This is a genomic window from Microtetraspora glauca (assembly GCF_040656155.1).
In the GTDB taxonomy this organism is placed as follows: domain Bacteria; phylum Actinomycetota; class Actinomycetes; order Streptosporangiales; family Streptosporangiaceae; genus Microtetraspora; species Microtetraspora glauca.
Genome location: NZ_JBFALK010000005.1, coordinates 280,403 through 293,353, shown reverse-complemented (window position 1 = coordinate 293,353; position 12,951 = coordinate 280,403). Strand labels below are relative to the sequence as shown.

Here is a 12,951-nt window from a genome sequence, read left to right as displayed (position 1 = left end):
ACGAGGGGCCCGGATCGGGATGATCCGGGCCCCTCGCGCGTCCGCGGACAGCGCGTGAAGATCGGCGGCATCGCCGGGTATAGCCTTGGCCCGTGATTAAGGTGGGTGTTCTCGGCGCGCGTGGCCGTGTGGGTGTGGAAGTCTGCAAGGCCGTGGAAGCGGCCGACGACCTGGAGCTTGTGGCGGCCGTCGACAAGGACGATCCGCTCGACGCCCTGATCGGCGCCGAGGTGGTCGTCGACTTCACGCATCCCGACGTGGTCATGGACAATGTCGAGTGGTGCGTCACGCACGGCATCCATCCGGTGGTCGGGACCACGGGCTGGACCGCCGAGCGGCTGGACGCCGTACGCGCCCTGCTCGCGGCCAATCCGGGGACCAACGCCCTGATCGCCCCCAACTTCGGCATCGCGGCCGTGCTGATGATGCACTTCGCCCAGCAGGCCGCCAAGTACTTCGAGTCGGTCGAGATCGTCGAGCTCCACCACCCCAACAAGGCGGACGCCCCCTCGGGCACGGCACGCCGTACGGCGGAGCTGGTGGCGGAGGCCCGCAGGAAGGCGGGCATCGGTCCCTCGCCCGACGCCACGAGCTCGGAGCTGGACGGCGCGCGAGGCGCCGACGTGGACGGCGTGCACGTCCACGCCGTACGGCTGGCCGGTCTGATCGCCCATCAGGAGGTACTGCTCGGTGGTGACGGAGAGATCCTCACCATCCGGCACGACACCATGAACCGGTCCTCGTTCACGCCGGGCGTGCTTCTCGGTGTGCGCAGGGTGCGTGAGCTTCCCGGGCTGACGGTCGGCCTGGAGAACCTCCTCGACCTGTGAGCGTCACCCGCGGGTAGCCCCGGGCGGCGTGCTCAGAGGGCGAGGCCGAGGGTGAACAGGGCACCGAACGCGAGTTGCAGGCGGCCGGTCTGCTGCAGTGTCGCGATGAGCGCGGGACCGGTCGCTCCCGAGCGGACGGTCTGGATGGGCGCGACGGCGAACGGGAGCGCGAGCACGGCGATGGCGGCGAAGGGCCGGTCAGGGACGACGGCGAGCGCGATCGCGAAGGGCACGATCAGCGCGGCCGCGTAGAGCAGCCGGGTGCGGCCGTCGCCGAGGACGACGGCGAGCGTGCGCTTGCCCGACGGTCCGTCCGTCACGATGTCGCGCAGGTTGTTGACGACGAGGAGTGCGCAGGCGAGCAGCCCCACCGGGACGGCGGCGGCCAGGGCGAGCCAGGGCAGTCGCTCAAGCTGGACGTACGTCGTCCCGGCCACCGCGACGGGGCCGAAGAACACGAACACCGAGATCTCGCCCATGGCGCGGTAGCCGTACGGGCGGGATCCGCCGGTGTAGAACCACGCGGCCAGGATCGACAGGAGGCCCACCAGCAGGAGCCACCAGGCGCGGGTGGCCACCACGAGCACCAGGCCGGCGATAGCGGCGGCGAGGAAGCATCCCAGGGCCGCGGCGAGCACCTTCTTGGGCGTGGCCACGCCGGACCCGACGAGGCGCATCGGACCGACCCGCTCCTTGTCGGTGCCCCGGACGCCGTCGCTGTAGTCGTTGGCGTAGTTGACCCCGATCTGCAGCGCGAGCGCCACGAACAGGGCGAGGAGGGCCCGCCACCAGACGGCTCCGCCCTCGGCCACGGCGACACCGGTGCCGACGGCGACCGGGACGACCGCGGCGGGAAGAGTACGAGGGCGCGCTCCCGCGACCCATTGAGCTGGTGTGGCCACGTCTATACCTTTGCGAGATCACGTGAGGGTGGGAGCCTGTGCACGGTCACGAACCGTGGGCCGGCGAGATCGCCCGCGCGGCCGCGTGCCGGCCCCGGGCGGATGGGGCGTGCGCCGCCGGCCGCGCCACGCCCATGGCGACGGAGAGACCGGCGGGTAATCCTGATCATGCCTGAGGCAGGTCAGCTGATGTCGGTGCCGAGCCGGATCATCCTGATGGGACGGCCCATGTCGAGCACGCGCTCCGCGTCGTCCTCGCCCCAGCCCGCCGACTCGAGGAAGCCGAGCATCGGGTGGTTGTCGGCGAACACCCAGGTGACGACGGTGCTGTAGCCGTCCTCGCGCAGGTGGTCGACGGTGGCGTTGAGCAGGCGGCTCCCGTGGCCACGGCGGATGTGGTTGGGATCGACGAGCAGGGTCAGCAGCTCCGCGGTCGTGGAGGGGCGGAGGTCGGGGTCCTCGGCGGGGCCGTGCGAGGCGAGCCCCACGACCCGGTCGGACGCCCGGGACGCCGCGCTGGCGAGGATGCCGCCGGGCCCGAGGGCCGCGAAGGCGTCCGTGTCGGGGACCACGCGCTCGACCGCGACGAGGACGCGGTGACGCGGTGTGGGCGGCGAGAGGATCGCCTCGTCCCACTGGCGGCGCCACATCTTCTCCGCGGCGGGACCGGTCATCTGCTCCAGCGGGCCGGGAGGGAGGAAGTCGCGATAACCGCACTTCCACGCCCTGATCTGGGTGCTCGTTACCGCGTCGACGTCTTCCAGACGGGCAGATCTAACACCCATTCGGCCGGCTCCTCTCTGTGCATGTATCACCGTACTGGTCAGGAGACGCGGGACGAACCGTCCGCCTGGCGTCGTGCCCGATATGCCCGAGTTTTTGTGCGGTTTCCACAAACACGCATGGAACACCAGGACCGCGAGCGGTTCTTGGACGAGTCTATGAAGGCCCACTGACATGTGCTCTCCGCACACACCTTCAGTCGGGGCCACATCCCGTCGGCATGCGCGGCCGGGATCGAGGCCGCGATCCGGGCGAGTGCGCCGGACATCCCGGACACCCCAGAAATCCCGGAGCCGCCGGATGGCTCGGACACCGATGCCGTGGACGCCGCGGGTTCAAGCGCGGGCACCCCTCCGGACAGCGTCACGCGCAGCGGGAGCGCCGCCAGGGCCGCGTCGAGACCCTCCCCGATCTCGTACGGCGTCGCGTCGTGATTGTGACGCAACGCGTCACGGAGGCCCTCGCGCAGGCGGACGGCGAGGGCGAGGTCGCCGTCGACCGCGCGATCCCCCTCCTGGGTCAGGCCGCGCTCGCGCAGCCACACGGCCAGCTCGGCCGGTGAGGCGAGATCGTCGACGTCCGACTCGACATCGTAGGTGTTCACGAAGTCGCGGAGCAGTTCCGCGGGGCCTGTCATCTGCGTGATCCCCTCCTGTGACCACTGTATGGGAGTCGGAGGTTGCGTGATAACCGGCACCTTCACGGGCGTACGACCAGCGTCGTCATGGATGTCCGCGGCGCTCCTGCCATCCGGTCGGCGATCCCGTCTGCTCCCGGAACGCGGCACCGAGGCGGCGTATCCCCTCGTCGAGTTCGGCCAGGCCGGTCGCCGCGATGTGGGTGACCCTGAGGCGCGCTCCTGGCGGTTCCGACGGGTAGTAGATGCGGCCCGGGCTGACCGTCACCCCCCGGCGTTGTGCGGCCTCCACGACCGCCGCCTCGTCCGTCCCCTGGGGGAGCCGGAGCCAGGCGTGCAGGCCACCGCGCGGCCGGAGGTGGACCTCCGCCTCCGGCACGTGCCGGGCCAGGCCGGTGAGAAGCGCCTCCTGCCTGGCGGCGATCTCCTGCCGCACGGCGGCGAGGTGTCGTCGCCAGCCCGGCGAGGTGACGAACTCCAGCGCGGTCTCCTGGAGCGGGCGGGCCACGAAGAACGACTCCACCACCTGGCTCGCCCGGAGGCGGTGCGCCGCCGGGCCGTGGGCCACGACGCCCGCCACCCGCATGCTCGGCGCGGAGATCTTGCTCAGCGAGATGATGTGCACGACCGTGCCGTGCGTGTCCATCGACCCCAGGGAGGGCGGGGCGGGACCGTCTCCGAGATAGCGGGCGTAGTCGTCCTCGATCACGAACGCCCCCGCCGCCCGCGCGACCGCGAGCACCTGCTGCCTGCGCTCGGGGGTGAGAGTCGCGCCGGTGGGGTTGTGCAGGGTGGGCTGGCAGAGGAAGACCCGCGCCCCCGTGACGGCGAACGCCTCAGCCAGCAGGTCGGGCCGTACGCCGTCCTGGTCGATCGGTACGGCGGTCGGCCGCAACCCCGCGGCCTTGGCCGCCGCCAGCGCCCCCGGGTAGGTGGGGGTCTCGACCAGGACGGGCTCGCCCGGGGCGGCCAGCGATCGGAAGGCATGGGTGAGCCCGGCCTGGCCCCCGCTGACCACGAGGACGTCGTCCGGCGTCGCCGCGCCGCCCGCCTCGCTCGCGAACCATCGCCGCAGGCCGGCGATGCCGTTCAGCGGGGGCAGCGACCACGACTCCGGACGGCGTACGGCTCTCGCGGCGGCGGCCGACAGGGCCTTCATCGGGCGCAGGTCGGGCGTGAGATAGCCGCCGGTCAGCGGGATCACACCGTCGGCCGGCCGGGCGAGCAACCCGGCGACCGCGGAGTCGTCGACCACCCGATCTCCGAGTGCCACCGTCTGCCACGACAGGTCGGGCGCCTCGGCGGCGTACCCGCGCGCGGGGGCCACGAAGGCCCCGCTGCCCGGCCTGGTCACGATCCGGCCTTCGGCGGTCAGCTGCGCGATGGCACGGGACACCGTCACGGGGCTGACGCCGTGCCGCCGCATCAACTCGCGGCTCGACGGCAGCCGATCGCCCGGCCGGGACCGCTCTGCCTCGCCACGGAGGATCGCGGCCAGACGGACGATACTGCTATCGTCATTCATGAGAGATGACAATAGCGCTATCGAGTTGACGCCGGTAGCGGCGGGCCGGGGCGGCGCCGGGCGGCCTGGGGATAGGCGAGGCGCCACGGTCCGGCAGGTCACGCGGCACGCATGGCTGGGGACGGTGCTCGCCGGCTTGGGCGTCGTGTCGTTCTCCGGCTCGTTTCCCGGCACCGTCTTCGCGATGCGGGGGTTCGACCCGTACTTCGTCACCTTCTCGCGCGCCGGCATCGCGACCCTGGTCGCCCTCGTCTGCCTCGCCGCGGCCGGTGCCCCACTGCTCCCGCCCAGGAAACATCTGCGCGCGTACCTCGTGATCGCGGTGGGCGTGGTCTTCGGCTTTCCGCTGTTCAGCGCCCTGGCACTGCACGGCGGGGCGAGCACGGCCCATGCCGCGGTCCTCACCGGCCTGCTGCCCGCAGCGACGGCCGTCGGCGCCGTCCTCCGTGCGGGGGAGCGGCCGAGAGCGCTGTTCTGGATCGCCTGCGCGGCCGGGGCGTTGTCCATCACGGTCTTCGTCCTCACCCGGGGAAGCGGCCGTTTCGCGGGGGCCGACCTGCTCCTGCTGCTGGCGCTGGTGGGTGCCGCCGCGGGCTACACCGAGGGAGGCCGGCTGGCGAGGGAGACCCCGGGCTGGCGTGTCATCTCGTACTCCCTCGTCGTGGCGGCTCCGATCACCGTGCCGGTGACGGCCGTGCTGGCGGTCACCACCGATACGCGGCCGAGCGGCGTCTCGCTGGCCGGCCTGGCCTACGTGGGGCTGGTGTCGATGTTCCTCGGCTTCGTCCCCTGGTACGCCGGGCTGGCCATGGGCGGCATCGCCCGCGCGGGGCAGGTCCAGCTCGCGCAGCCGTTGCTGACGCTGCTCTGGGCCTGGCTGCTGATGGGCGAGCGGTTCGGCTGGGCCACGGTGGCGGCGGCGTTCGCCGTGCTGGTGTGCGTGGCGGTCACTCAGGTGAGCCGCGGAGCCGGGACGAGGCCTCCGGACAGCGCGTGAATCGTGTAACGGCGGGGCTCAGGTTGGGGCCGGCGCTGCCCACCCGGGGTTCTGAACAGCGTCCGGCGGTCTGACTGTCTGGTTGGCCCCGCGTGTCGGGGGCCCGTCGGGCAGGGCCCCGTGCGTCGGGACCCGTGTGTCTGGGTGCCGAGTGTCTGAGCCCCGTGTGTCCCGGGGCCCGTCTGGCTGGGGCCCGCGTTTCGGGGCCCGCGTTCTGAGTCGGCTGACGGGTTTCGCCTCCGAGGTCGTCCTTGAGTCACCGCGAGTTCCCTCGCGCGCGGACGCCCCCGGAGGCGGGCCCGCCGGAGACGGCTGTACCGCTCCGCCGTTCAGTGAAGCGCCGTTCAGCGCCGTTCAGTGAAGCGCCGGTGAGGCGCCGAGTGGGCCGCTCATCAGTGAGTGGGGCGCGCGGTCGGCGTGCTCGTGCGCGGGCGCGGAGACATGCTCGCCTGCTGCTGCTTCAGGAGCGCCAGGTGCTCCTTGATGATGGGCTTCGCCTGCTGCGCCACCCTCTTGACCGGTTCCGAGGAGCCGCTCGAAAGCTCCTTGTTGACGGCTGCCAGGGTCTGGCGGTGGGCGATCTGCTGCATGTGGACCCATGCGCGGTTGAAGTTGGTGCCGCTCAGCCCGCTCACCTGCTTGAGGCTGGACTGCTGCTGCTTGGTCGGTTCCCTGGGCAGTTGGACGCCGACCTCCTTGGCCACCTGCCGTACCTTCGTGTCGAGCTTCGTGTGATCCTTGATCAGCCTGGTGCCCAGTTGGCGCAGGGACGCTGTGGTCGCCTTCGATTCCGCCAGCCTTCCGGCTCGGATCTCCGCCAGATTGCCCTGATGGGCCTCGATCAGGAACGTACGGTCCTGCTCGCTCACACTGGGACTGGGACTGTGCGTGGGACTGTGCGTGGGGCTGTGAGTGGGGCTGGGACTGGGTTGCGCGACAGCGCCGGCGGCCCCCGCCACGAGGGCGGTGATCATGACGGCGAACAGTAGGACAATCCGTCTCACCATGAGATCCCCCCCGGACCTCTTGTCGGGACGATCACGGCACGGCAGGAATAGGCCGTCCCGCACATGGTGACTACCCTCAAACCGTCGGAAAACGTCGCGAATTTCCAGGAACGTGGCATACCCCCTCGTGGCGGTGCCCGAGATGACCGCGAGAGTCAGGGGATCCGGCCATCTGTTCGGGGGAGGGGACGGCTGAGTTCACCGTCATGGACGGGACCGCTAGTCCGCCGGCCATTTCTCCCGGGGCGAGACGTAGGTCCCTCGGTAGGCGACGGTGAATGTCCAACCCTGCATGCGCAACAACGCCACGGCCTGCCGGACGGTGGCCTTCGCCACGCCGTACTGGCGCATGAGCGACTTCTCGCTGGGGATCGGTTTGTTGGTCTGAAGCTCGCCCTTGCGGATGTGGGCGCTGATGTCGGCGGCTATCCGGTGATAGATGGGTGTGCGCTCGGCGGACCGGGGCGTTCCCGGTTGCCCGACGAATGTGCCCTCTCCTTGGACCGTGTGGACGAGGCCCAGTTCCCTGAGCTCGCGGGCCACGCGTCGTGCTGTCATCCGAGCGATGCCGTACTCGTCCTCCAGCTCCGCTTCGCTGGGAATCGCCTCGCCCGGCATCAGATCGCCGCGGTCGATCCGCAGCCGCACGATCTCGGCGATCTGTCTGTAGACCGGGATCGGTCCATCTCGATCAAGCACGTTCCGAGGGCAGACGTACCGGTACGACCAGTTGACTGGATTCGCTAACCCTTGGGCCAGTTCTCCTCCGGCGAGACGAAGCTGCCTCGCTGCGGGACGGTGTAGACCCACTTCTCCTCGCGAAGGAGTGCGACGGCCCTGCGCACCGTTTCGCGTGCCACGTCGTACTGCTGCAGGAGCGTGGTCTCGCTAGGTATCGGTCGGCGCGGGCGCAGCTCACCGCGGCGGATGCGTGCGATGACGTCGTCCGCTATCTGCCGGTACAGCGGCGTCCTGCGCTGCTCACGAGGCGCCTCGCCCGGTGGGCCCACGAACGTACCCTCGCCCTGGACGGTGTAGATGAGCCCTTCTTCTCGGAGCATGTGGAACGCCCGGCGCGCTGTCGTCCTGGCCACTCCGAACTGGCTCTGGATCGCGGCCTCGCTCGGGACCGCGTTCCCCGGTGCGAGCTCGCCGTGCAGGATCTGCCGCCTAATGATCTCGGCGATCTGCACATAGAGGTGGGTGTCGCCATCATGATCAAGCACGTCCGCAAGATAGGCGACCAGCTACGAGGGGTCTCGTCGAGCTATGCCTGTATGGGCCAATGGTTCCTTTACATTAGACAGAACGATACAACCAGACGTATCATCGTGCGATCAGGGGTTTTCCGGAGGGGGAAGCGGGATCCGGCGCCAGCGCGTGTCGGTGACGATCACGTGGTCGAGGAAGCGCAGGCCGACGGTCTCGGCCGCCTTGTGGAGGCGGGCGGTGACCTCGAGGTCGGCGTGGCTGGGCTCCAGCGAGCCGCTGGGGTGGTTGTGGGCGAGGCCGAAGGCGGCTCCGCCACAGACGAGGACGGTGGTGATGATGTCGCGAATGGGCGCGGGGGTGTGGTCGCTTCCCCCTTCGCTGGCCAGGGTCCGCCGCAGGACGTTGCCTCTGGCGTCGCAGACCAGCACGACCAGGCGTTCCTTCGCCTGGCCGTGCAGGAGTGGCGCCGCGGCGGCGGCCAGGTCACCCGAACAGGTGATGCGGGTGCGCTCCGGCTCGGCCTGCGCACGCCGTACGAGCTGGAAGGCGGCGGCGACGCGGGCCGCTTTGGCGGGGCCCACGCCGGGAACCGCAAGCAGGCGATGGGGCTCGGACCGGCCCAGCTCTCCCAGGTCGCCGCAGTGCGCGATCAGCCGTGAGGCCAGCTCGACGGCGTTGGCGCCCTTGCTGCCCGAGCCGAGCAGCAGCGCGAGCAACTCCCGGTCGGCGAGCGCGGTCGGACCCGAGGCGAGCAGGCGCTCGCGGGGCTGGTCGGTCGCCGGCAGATCCTTGACGCGCATCGCCACCTCCGGATGGGGAATCCGGATCGGTTCTACCAGCGGCCACCGACAGTCAGAGCTGGACCGGAATCCCGTAGACCAGGCGGAACCGGTCGCCGGGGATCACGATGTCGCTGGTCTCCACGGGACGGTCACCGGTCCAGTGGGTGCGCTCGACATGCATCACCTGGACCCCGGCCGGGAGTTCGAGCAGGTCGCTCTCGATCGGCTGCGGCACCCTGATGTGCACGCTCTCGGTGATCTCGGTGATCTTCGTCCCGGAGGCCGCCATCCGTTCCAGGACGCTCCTGCGCTCGGCGGTGCCTTCGTCGGGGCCGTGGCCCTGGCTGAACTCCACCAGCTCATAGGAGGTGGCGAGCTGTATGGGCCGGCCGTCGCCGCGGACCACGTGCCAGACCTTGGTCACCTGGCTGCCGTGGCCGAGTCTCAGCCGCTGGGCGATCTCCGGAGGAGCCTCCGAGAGCTCGCTCCGCCAGCTCCATGTGGGGCGATATCCGCCGCCCTGTACGTCCGACGGCAACGTCGCGAGCGTGTCGGGCAGGCGACTTCGATAGAGCGGAAGCAGTGTCGGTTTCTCGCGGACGCGGTGGCCGGAGCCGACACGTCCGACGATGAGCCCTTCGTGCGCGAGCACGCGCAACGCGTGCCGTGCCGCGGTCTCGCCGACGCTGTACTTCCGCGTGATCTGGTGCCGTGAGGGGATCGGTGCGCCCGGCGGCAGAGTGCCATCGACGATCTGGCGTCGGATGTCCTCAACTACGCGCAGGTAGACCGGGTCGGAATTGGCCATCATCCATCCCTGGGGGTGGGCCTTGATGCGGTCGCCCAATCTTGGCGTATCCGATGGACAACCCAGAGTAATGGCCCATGTCTGTGATTCCAACTTTGCGGATCAGATGGTGAAAGGTGCGCCGGCGATGGATTCGCCCCCTACGGCGGTACCGGAAAGTCCGATTCCCGGGCCGTACCACGGTGTTCACGTGGCTCCGTTGCAGAAGAAGCACGAAAAGATCAACTGGCTCGTGCCGGCCCAGCGCAGCGACCGGGTCCGCGTACGCAGGCATACCTGCGAGTGCAAGGCGACGATCTACGAGCTGTGCCACTCGGGCGGCCTGGTGTTCATCCGCCGGACCGTACGCGGGCCCGACGGGTCCAGGGTCCACGAGAGCGAGCGGCTCGTCACGGCGAGAATGGAGATCCTGTGGCTCAGGCTGCTCATCGGGGAGGTGCGGTGAGCTGGGAGAACGCCCGCCGGCCCCGAAGTTCGGAAAATTCTCGTCGGCTGTGTGTAACGCGCTCGTAAGATACGGCGATTCATCGGTAGAGGCCGCTGATCTGTGTACCCCCGAGCACATATCGGCGGCCTCTTTCCATCCCGTCCTCACCGGCCCCGGGCGGTGCCGTCCGTGTAACGGGGTGGCGAGGTCCACCGATTCGGTGGATCCAGGTAGCGTTCGGTCTATGGCATCGCCAACTGGAACCTCTGACGCCCCCTTCGGCCGCATGCTGACCGCCATGGTCACCCCGTTCACCCAGGATGGGGCGGTCGACTACGAGGGTGTCCAGCGTCTCGCCGCCTATCTGGTCGACGAGCAGCGCAACGACGGACTGGTCGTGAGCGGCACGACGGGAGAGTCCCCCACCACCACCGACGCTGAGAAGGATCGCATCCTCCGCGCGGTGATCGAGGCGGTGGGCGATCGGGCCACGGTGGTGGCCGGAGCGGGCAGCAATGACACCCACCACAGCGTGGAGCTGGCCCGGGCCGCGGAGCGTGCGGGGGCGCATGGCCTCCTGGTGGTGACTCCCTATTACAATAAACCGCCGCAAGAGGGCCTTTATCGTCATTTCACCGCTGTGGCTGACGCGACCGGCCTTCCGGCGATGCTTTACGACATTCCCGCCCGGACCGGGGTGCCGATCGAGACCGTGACCCTCATACGGCTGGCCCAGCATCCGCGGATCGTCGCGGTCAAGGACGCCAAGGGCGACCTCTTCGCGGGATCGCAGGTGATGGCGGCCACCGACCTGGCGTTCTACTCGGGTGACGACCTGGTGAACCTGGCGTGGCTGTCCGTCGGCGCGGCGGGGTTCGTCAGCGTGGTCGGCCACGTGGCCGGCGCGGACCTCGCCTCCATGATCGAGCGTTACCGGTCCGGAAACGTCGCCGGTGCCCTGGACGTGCACCGCCGCCTGCTCTCCGTGGTCGCGGGTGTCATGACGCGGACCCAGGGGGCGATCGCGACGAAGGCCGCGTTGAGGTTGATCGGCCAGGACGCCGGTCACGTACGACTGCCGCTCGTCGACGCGACGGATGAGCAGATCGCGATGCTGCGCGTGGACCTCGTCGCGGGCGGCCTGAAGCTTGCAGATAGCTAGTGACAATGGAGACGAATGAGCGAGCGCATCACCAGACATAACTGTCGCGATTCCCGGGGAACCCAGCCGACCGGCGGGGAGACCCGGTGAGCGGGGGAATGATCGGGAACCGCGGCGCGCGGATCGAGGAGTTCGCATGAGCCATCCGCATCCCGAGCTCGGGCCTCCGCCATCACTGCCCGCGGGCGGCCTGCGCATCGTCGCGCTGGGCGGACTGGGGGAGATCGGCCGCAACATGGCGGTCTTCGAGTTCGACGGCCGTCTGCTCGTGGTCGACTGCGGGGTGCTGTTCCCCGATCCCGAGCAGCCGGGCATCGACCTGATCCTGCCCGATTTCGACTACATCAGGGACCGCCTGGACGACATCGAGGCGGTCGTCCTGACCCATGCCCATGAGGACCACATCGGTGCGGTGCCGTACCTCCTGCGGGAGCGCAGGGACCTGCCGCTGGTCGGGTCGCGGCTGACCCTGGGCCTGATCGAGAGCAAGCTCTCCGAACACCGGATGCAGCCGGTCAAGGTCGAGGTCGTCGAGGGGGAGCGGCGCCGGTTCGGCCCGTTCGAGTGCGAGTTCTTCGCGGTCAACCACTCGATCCCGGACGCGCTGGCGGTCGCGATCAGGACGCCGGCCGGCATCGTGCTGCACACCGGCGACTTCAAGATGGACCAGCTGCCGATGGACGGGCGGCTGACCGACCTCGGCGGCTTCGCCCGGCTCGGAGCCGAGGGCGTCGACCTGCTGATGTCGGACTCCACCAACTCCGAGGTGCCCGGCTTCGTCACCAGCGAGCGGGACATCGCCCCGGTCATCGACGACGTCTTCCGCACCGCGGAGAAGCGCATCATCGTGGCGAGCTTCGCCTCGCACATCCACCGCGTACAGCAGATCATGGACGCGGCGGAGAAGCACGGGCGCAAGGTGGCGTTGATCGGCCGGTCCATGGTCCGCAACATGGGCGTGGCCCGCGAGCTCGGCTACCTCCGGGTGCCGGCCGGGCTCCTGGTCGACTCCCGGGAGATCGAGGAGCGGCCGCCGGAGGACGTGGTGCTGATCTGCACCGGCTCCCAGGGCGAGCCGATGGCCGCGCTGTCCCGGATGGCCAACCGCGACCACCCCATCCGGATCGCAGCCGGCGACACCGTGCTGCTGGCGTCCTCCCTGGTCCCCGGCAACGAGACCGCGGTCAACAAGGTCATCAACGGCCTCAGCCGCTGGGGTGCCAAGGTCGTGCACAAGGGCAACGCCCGCGTTCACGTCTCCGGCCACGCGGCGGCAGGTGAGCTGCTGTACGTGCTGAACCTCACCAAGCCGTCGAACTTCATGCCGGTGCACGGGGAGTGGCGGCACCTTCGGGCGCACGCGCAGCTCGCGCGGCTGACCGGTGTCCCGGACGAGAACATCGTCATCGCCGAGGACGGCGTGGTGGTCGACCTCGTCGACGGGCAGGCGCGGATCAGCGGCGCCGTCTCCTGTGGTTACGTGTTCGTCGACGGCACCTCGGTCGGCGACATCACGGACATCGCGCTCAAGGACCGGCGCATCCTCGGCGACGAGGGCTTCATCTCCGTCGTCGTGGTGGTCGACTCGACCACGGGCAAGCTGACCGGCGGCCCGGAGATCACCGCACGCGGTTCGGGCATCGACCCGGAGGCGCTCGACGGAGTGATCCCGCAGATCGAGATCGCCCTCCAGGAGGCGGCCGCGGACGGTGTGGCGGACGTGCAGCAGATCCGCCGCGCGGTCCGCCGTACGGTCGGCCGGTGGGTGAGCGACACCTACCGCCGCCGTCCGATGATCATCCCTGTGGTGGTCGAGGTATAGCGGCGAGGAGCACCGGGGAACCACGCGTTCCCCGGTGCTCCTCATGCCTTGTGCCCG

The 12,951-nt window shown here is 69.9% G+C and carries 14 protein-coding genes; 5 read left to right on the top strand and 9 right to left on the bottom strand.

Annotated elements, in window-relative coordinates:
• The first annotated feature begins 92 nt into the window (after positions 1-92).
• A complete protein-coding gene (dapB, locus tag AB0I59_RS12415; RefSeq protein ID WP_082777092.1) occupies positions 93-830 on the top strand; it encodes a 4-hydroxy-tetrahydrodipicolinate reductase in 738 nt (245 codons plus the stop codon).
• Between the two features lie 32 nt (positions 831-862).
• Here the strand turns inward: dapB and AB0I59_RS12410 are convergent, their stop codons facing one another.
• The 4 genes from AB0I59_RS12410 to AB0I59_RS12395 form a co-directional block, all read right to left on the bottom strand.
• Complete coding sequence (locus tag AB0I59_RS12410; protein WP_061257651.1) at positions 863-1,732, bottom strand: 1,4-dihydroxy-2-naphthoate polyprenyltransferase; 870 nt, start codon at positions 1,730-1,732, stop codon at positions 863-865.
• Between the two features lie 182 nt (positions 1,733-1,914).
• On the bottom strand, positions 1,915-2,517 hold the full coding sequence (locus AB0I59_RS12405) for a GNAT family N-acetyltransferase (protein WP_061257650.1): 603 nt from the start codon (positions 2,515-2,517) through the stop codon (positions 1,915-1,917).
• A 38-nt stretch (positions 2,518-2,555) separates the two neighbouring features.
• Positions 2,556-3,152, bottom strand: a complete 597-nt coding sequence (locus tag AB0I59_RS12400) for a CGNR zinc finger domain-containing protein (RefSeq protein WP_061257649.1) — start codon at positions 3,150-3,152, stop codon at positions 2,556-2,558.
• Positions 3,153-3,237: 85 nt separating this feature from the next.
• Positions 3,238-4,677, bottom strand: a complete 1,440-nt coding sequence (locus AB0I59_RS12395) for an aminotransferase-like domain-containing protein (protein WP_061257648.1) — start codon at positions 4,675-4,677, stop codon at positions 3,238-3,240.
• A 124-nt stretch (positions 4,678-4,801) separates the two neighbouring features.
• Between AB0I59_RS12395 and AB0I59_RS12390 the strand changes: the two genes are divergently transcribed.
• Positions 4,802-5,674, top strand: a complete 873-nt coding sequence (locus AB0I59_RS12390; RefSeq protein ID WP_358132358.1) for a DMT family transporter — start codon at positions 4,802-4,804, stop codon at positions 5,672-5,674.
• A gap of 392 nt (positions 5,675-6,066) precedes the next feature.
• On the opposite strand, the gene AB0I59_RS12385 is transcribed toward AB0I59_RS12390, so the two are convergent.
• From AB0I59_RS12385 to AB0I59_RS12365, 5 genes are all read right to left on the bottom strand, one after another.
• A complete protein-coding gene (locus AB0I59_RS12385) occupies positions 6,067-6,648 on the bottom strand; it encodes a DUF4142 domain-containing protein (RefSeq protein ID WP_494410547.1) in 582 nt (193 codons plus the stop codon).
• A gap of 252 nt (positions 6,649-6,900) precedes the next feature.
• Positions 6,901-7,380 carry a GntR family transcriptional regulator gene (locus AB0I59_RS12380; protein WP_358132356.1) on the bottom strand — a complete coding sequence of 160 codons (480 nt, stop codon included), beginning with the start codon at positions 7,378-7,380 and terminating at the stop codon, positions 6,901-6,903.
• Positions 7,381-7,424: 44 nt separating this feature from the next.
• Positions 7,425-7,907, bottom strand: a complete 483-nt coding sequence (locus tag AB0I59_RS12375; RefSeq protein WP_358132354.1) for a GntR family transcriptional regulator — start codon at positions 7,905-7,907, stop codon at positions 7,425-7,427.
• A 111-nt stretch (positions 7,908-8,018) separates the two neighbouring features.
• On the bottom strand, positions 8,019-8,693 hold the full coding sequence (locus tag AB0I59_RS12370) for a JAB domain-containing protein (RefSeq protein WP_061257645.1): 675 nt from the start codon (positions 8,691-8,693) through the stop codon (positions 8,019-8,021).
• A 52-nt stretch (positions 8,694-8,745) separates the two neighbouring features.
• A complete protein-coding gene (locus AB0I59_RS12365; RefSeq protein WP_358132351.1) occupies positions 8,746-9,486 on the bottom strand; it encodes a GntR family transcriptional regulator in 741 nt (246 codons plus the stop codon).
• Between the two features lie 187 nt (positions 9,487-9,673).
• Between AB0I59_RS12365 and AB0I59_RS12360 the strand changes: the two genes are divergently transcribed.
• From AB0I59_RS12360 to AB0I59_RS12350, 3 genes are all read left to right on the top strand, one after another.
• On the top strand, positions 9,674-9,928 hold the full coding sequence (locus tag AB0I59_RS12360) for a hypothetical protein (RefSeq protein ID WP_358132349.1): 255 nt from the start codon (positions 9,674-9,676) through the stop codon (positions 9,926-9,928).
• Positions 9,929-10,154: 226 nt separating this feature from the next.
• The gene (dapA, locus tag AB0I59_RS12355) at positions 10,155-11,072 is read left to right on the top strand and encodes a 4-hydroxy-tetrahydrodipicolinate synthase (protein WP_358132347.1); all 918 of its coding nucleotides are present in this window, start codon (positions 10,155-10,157) and stop codon (positions 11,070-11,072) included.
• 136 nt (positions 11,073-11,208) lie between these two features.
• Positions 11,209-12,894, top strand: coding sequence for a ribonuclease J (locus AB0I59_RS12350; protein ID WP_061257642.1), 1,686 nt, complete (start codon positions 11,209-11,211; stop codon positions 12,892-12,894).
• Positions 12,895-12,951 lie beyond the last annotated feature (57 nt).

Excerpts from the sequence above, each read along its gene's own strand:
- AB0I59_RS12405 (WP_061257650.1), bottom strand. The coding sequence starts at position 2,517 with ATGGGTGTTAGATCTGCCCGTCTGGAAGACGTCGACGCGGTAACGAGC.
- AB0I59_RS12400 (WP_061257649.1), bottom strand. The coding sequence starts at position 3,152 with ATGACAGGCCCCGCGGAACTGCTCCGCGACTTCGTGAACACCTACGAT.
- AB0I59_RS12395 (WP_061257648.1), bottom strand. The coding sequence starts at position 4,677 with ATGAATGACGATAGCAGTATCGTCCGTCTGGCCGCGATCCTCCGTGGC.
- AB0I59_RS12385 (WP_494410547.1), bottom strand. The coding sequence starts at position 6,648 with ATGATCACCGCCCTCGTGGCGGGGGCCGCCGGCGCTGTCGCGCAACCC.
- AB0I59_RS12370 (WP_061257645.1), bottom strand. The coding sequence starts at position 8,693 with ATGCGCGTCAAGGATCTGCCGGCGACCGACCAGCCCCGCGAGCGCCTG.
- AB0I59_RS12365 (WP_358132351.1), bottom strand. The coding sequence starts at position 9,486 with ATGATGGCCAATTCCGACCCGGTCTACCTGCGCGTAGTTGAGGACATC.
- dapA (WP_358132347.1), top strand. The coding sequence starts at position 10,155 with ATGGCATCGCCAACTGGAACCTCTGACGCCCCCTTCGGCCGCATGCTG.
- AB0I59_RS12350 (WP_061257642.1), top strand. The coding sequence starts at position 11,209 with ATGAGCCATCCGCATCCCGAGCTCGGGCCTCCGCCATCACTGCCCGCG.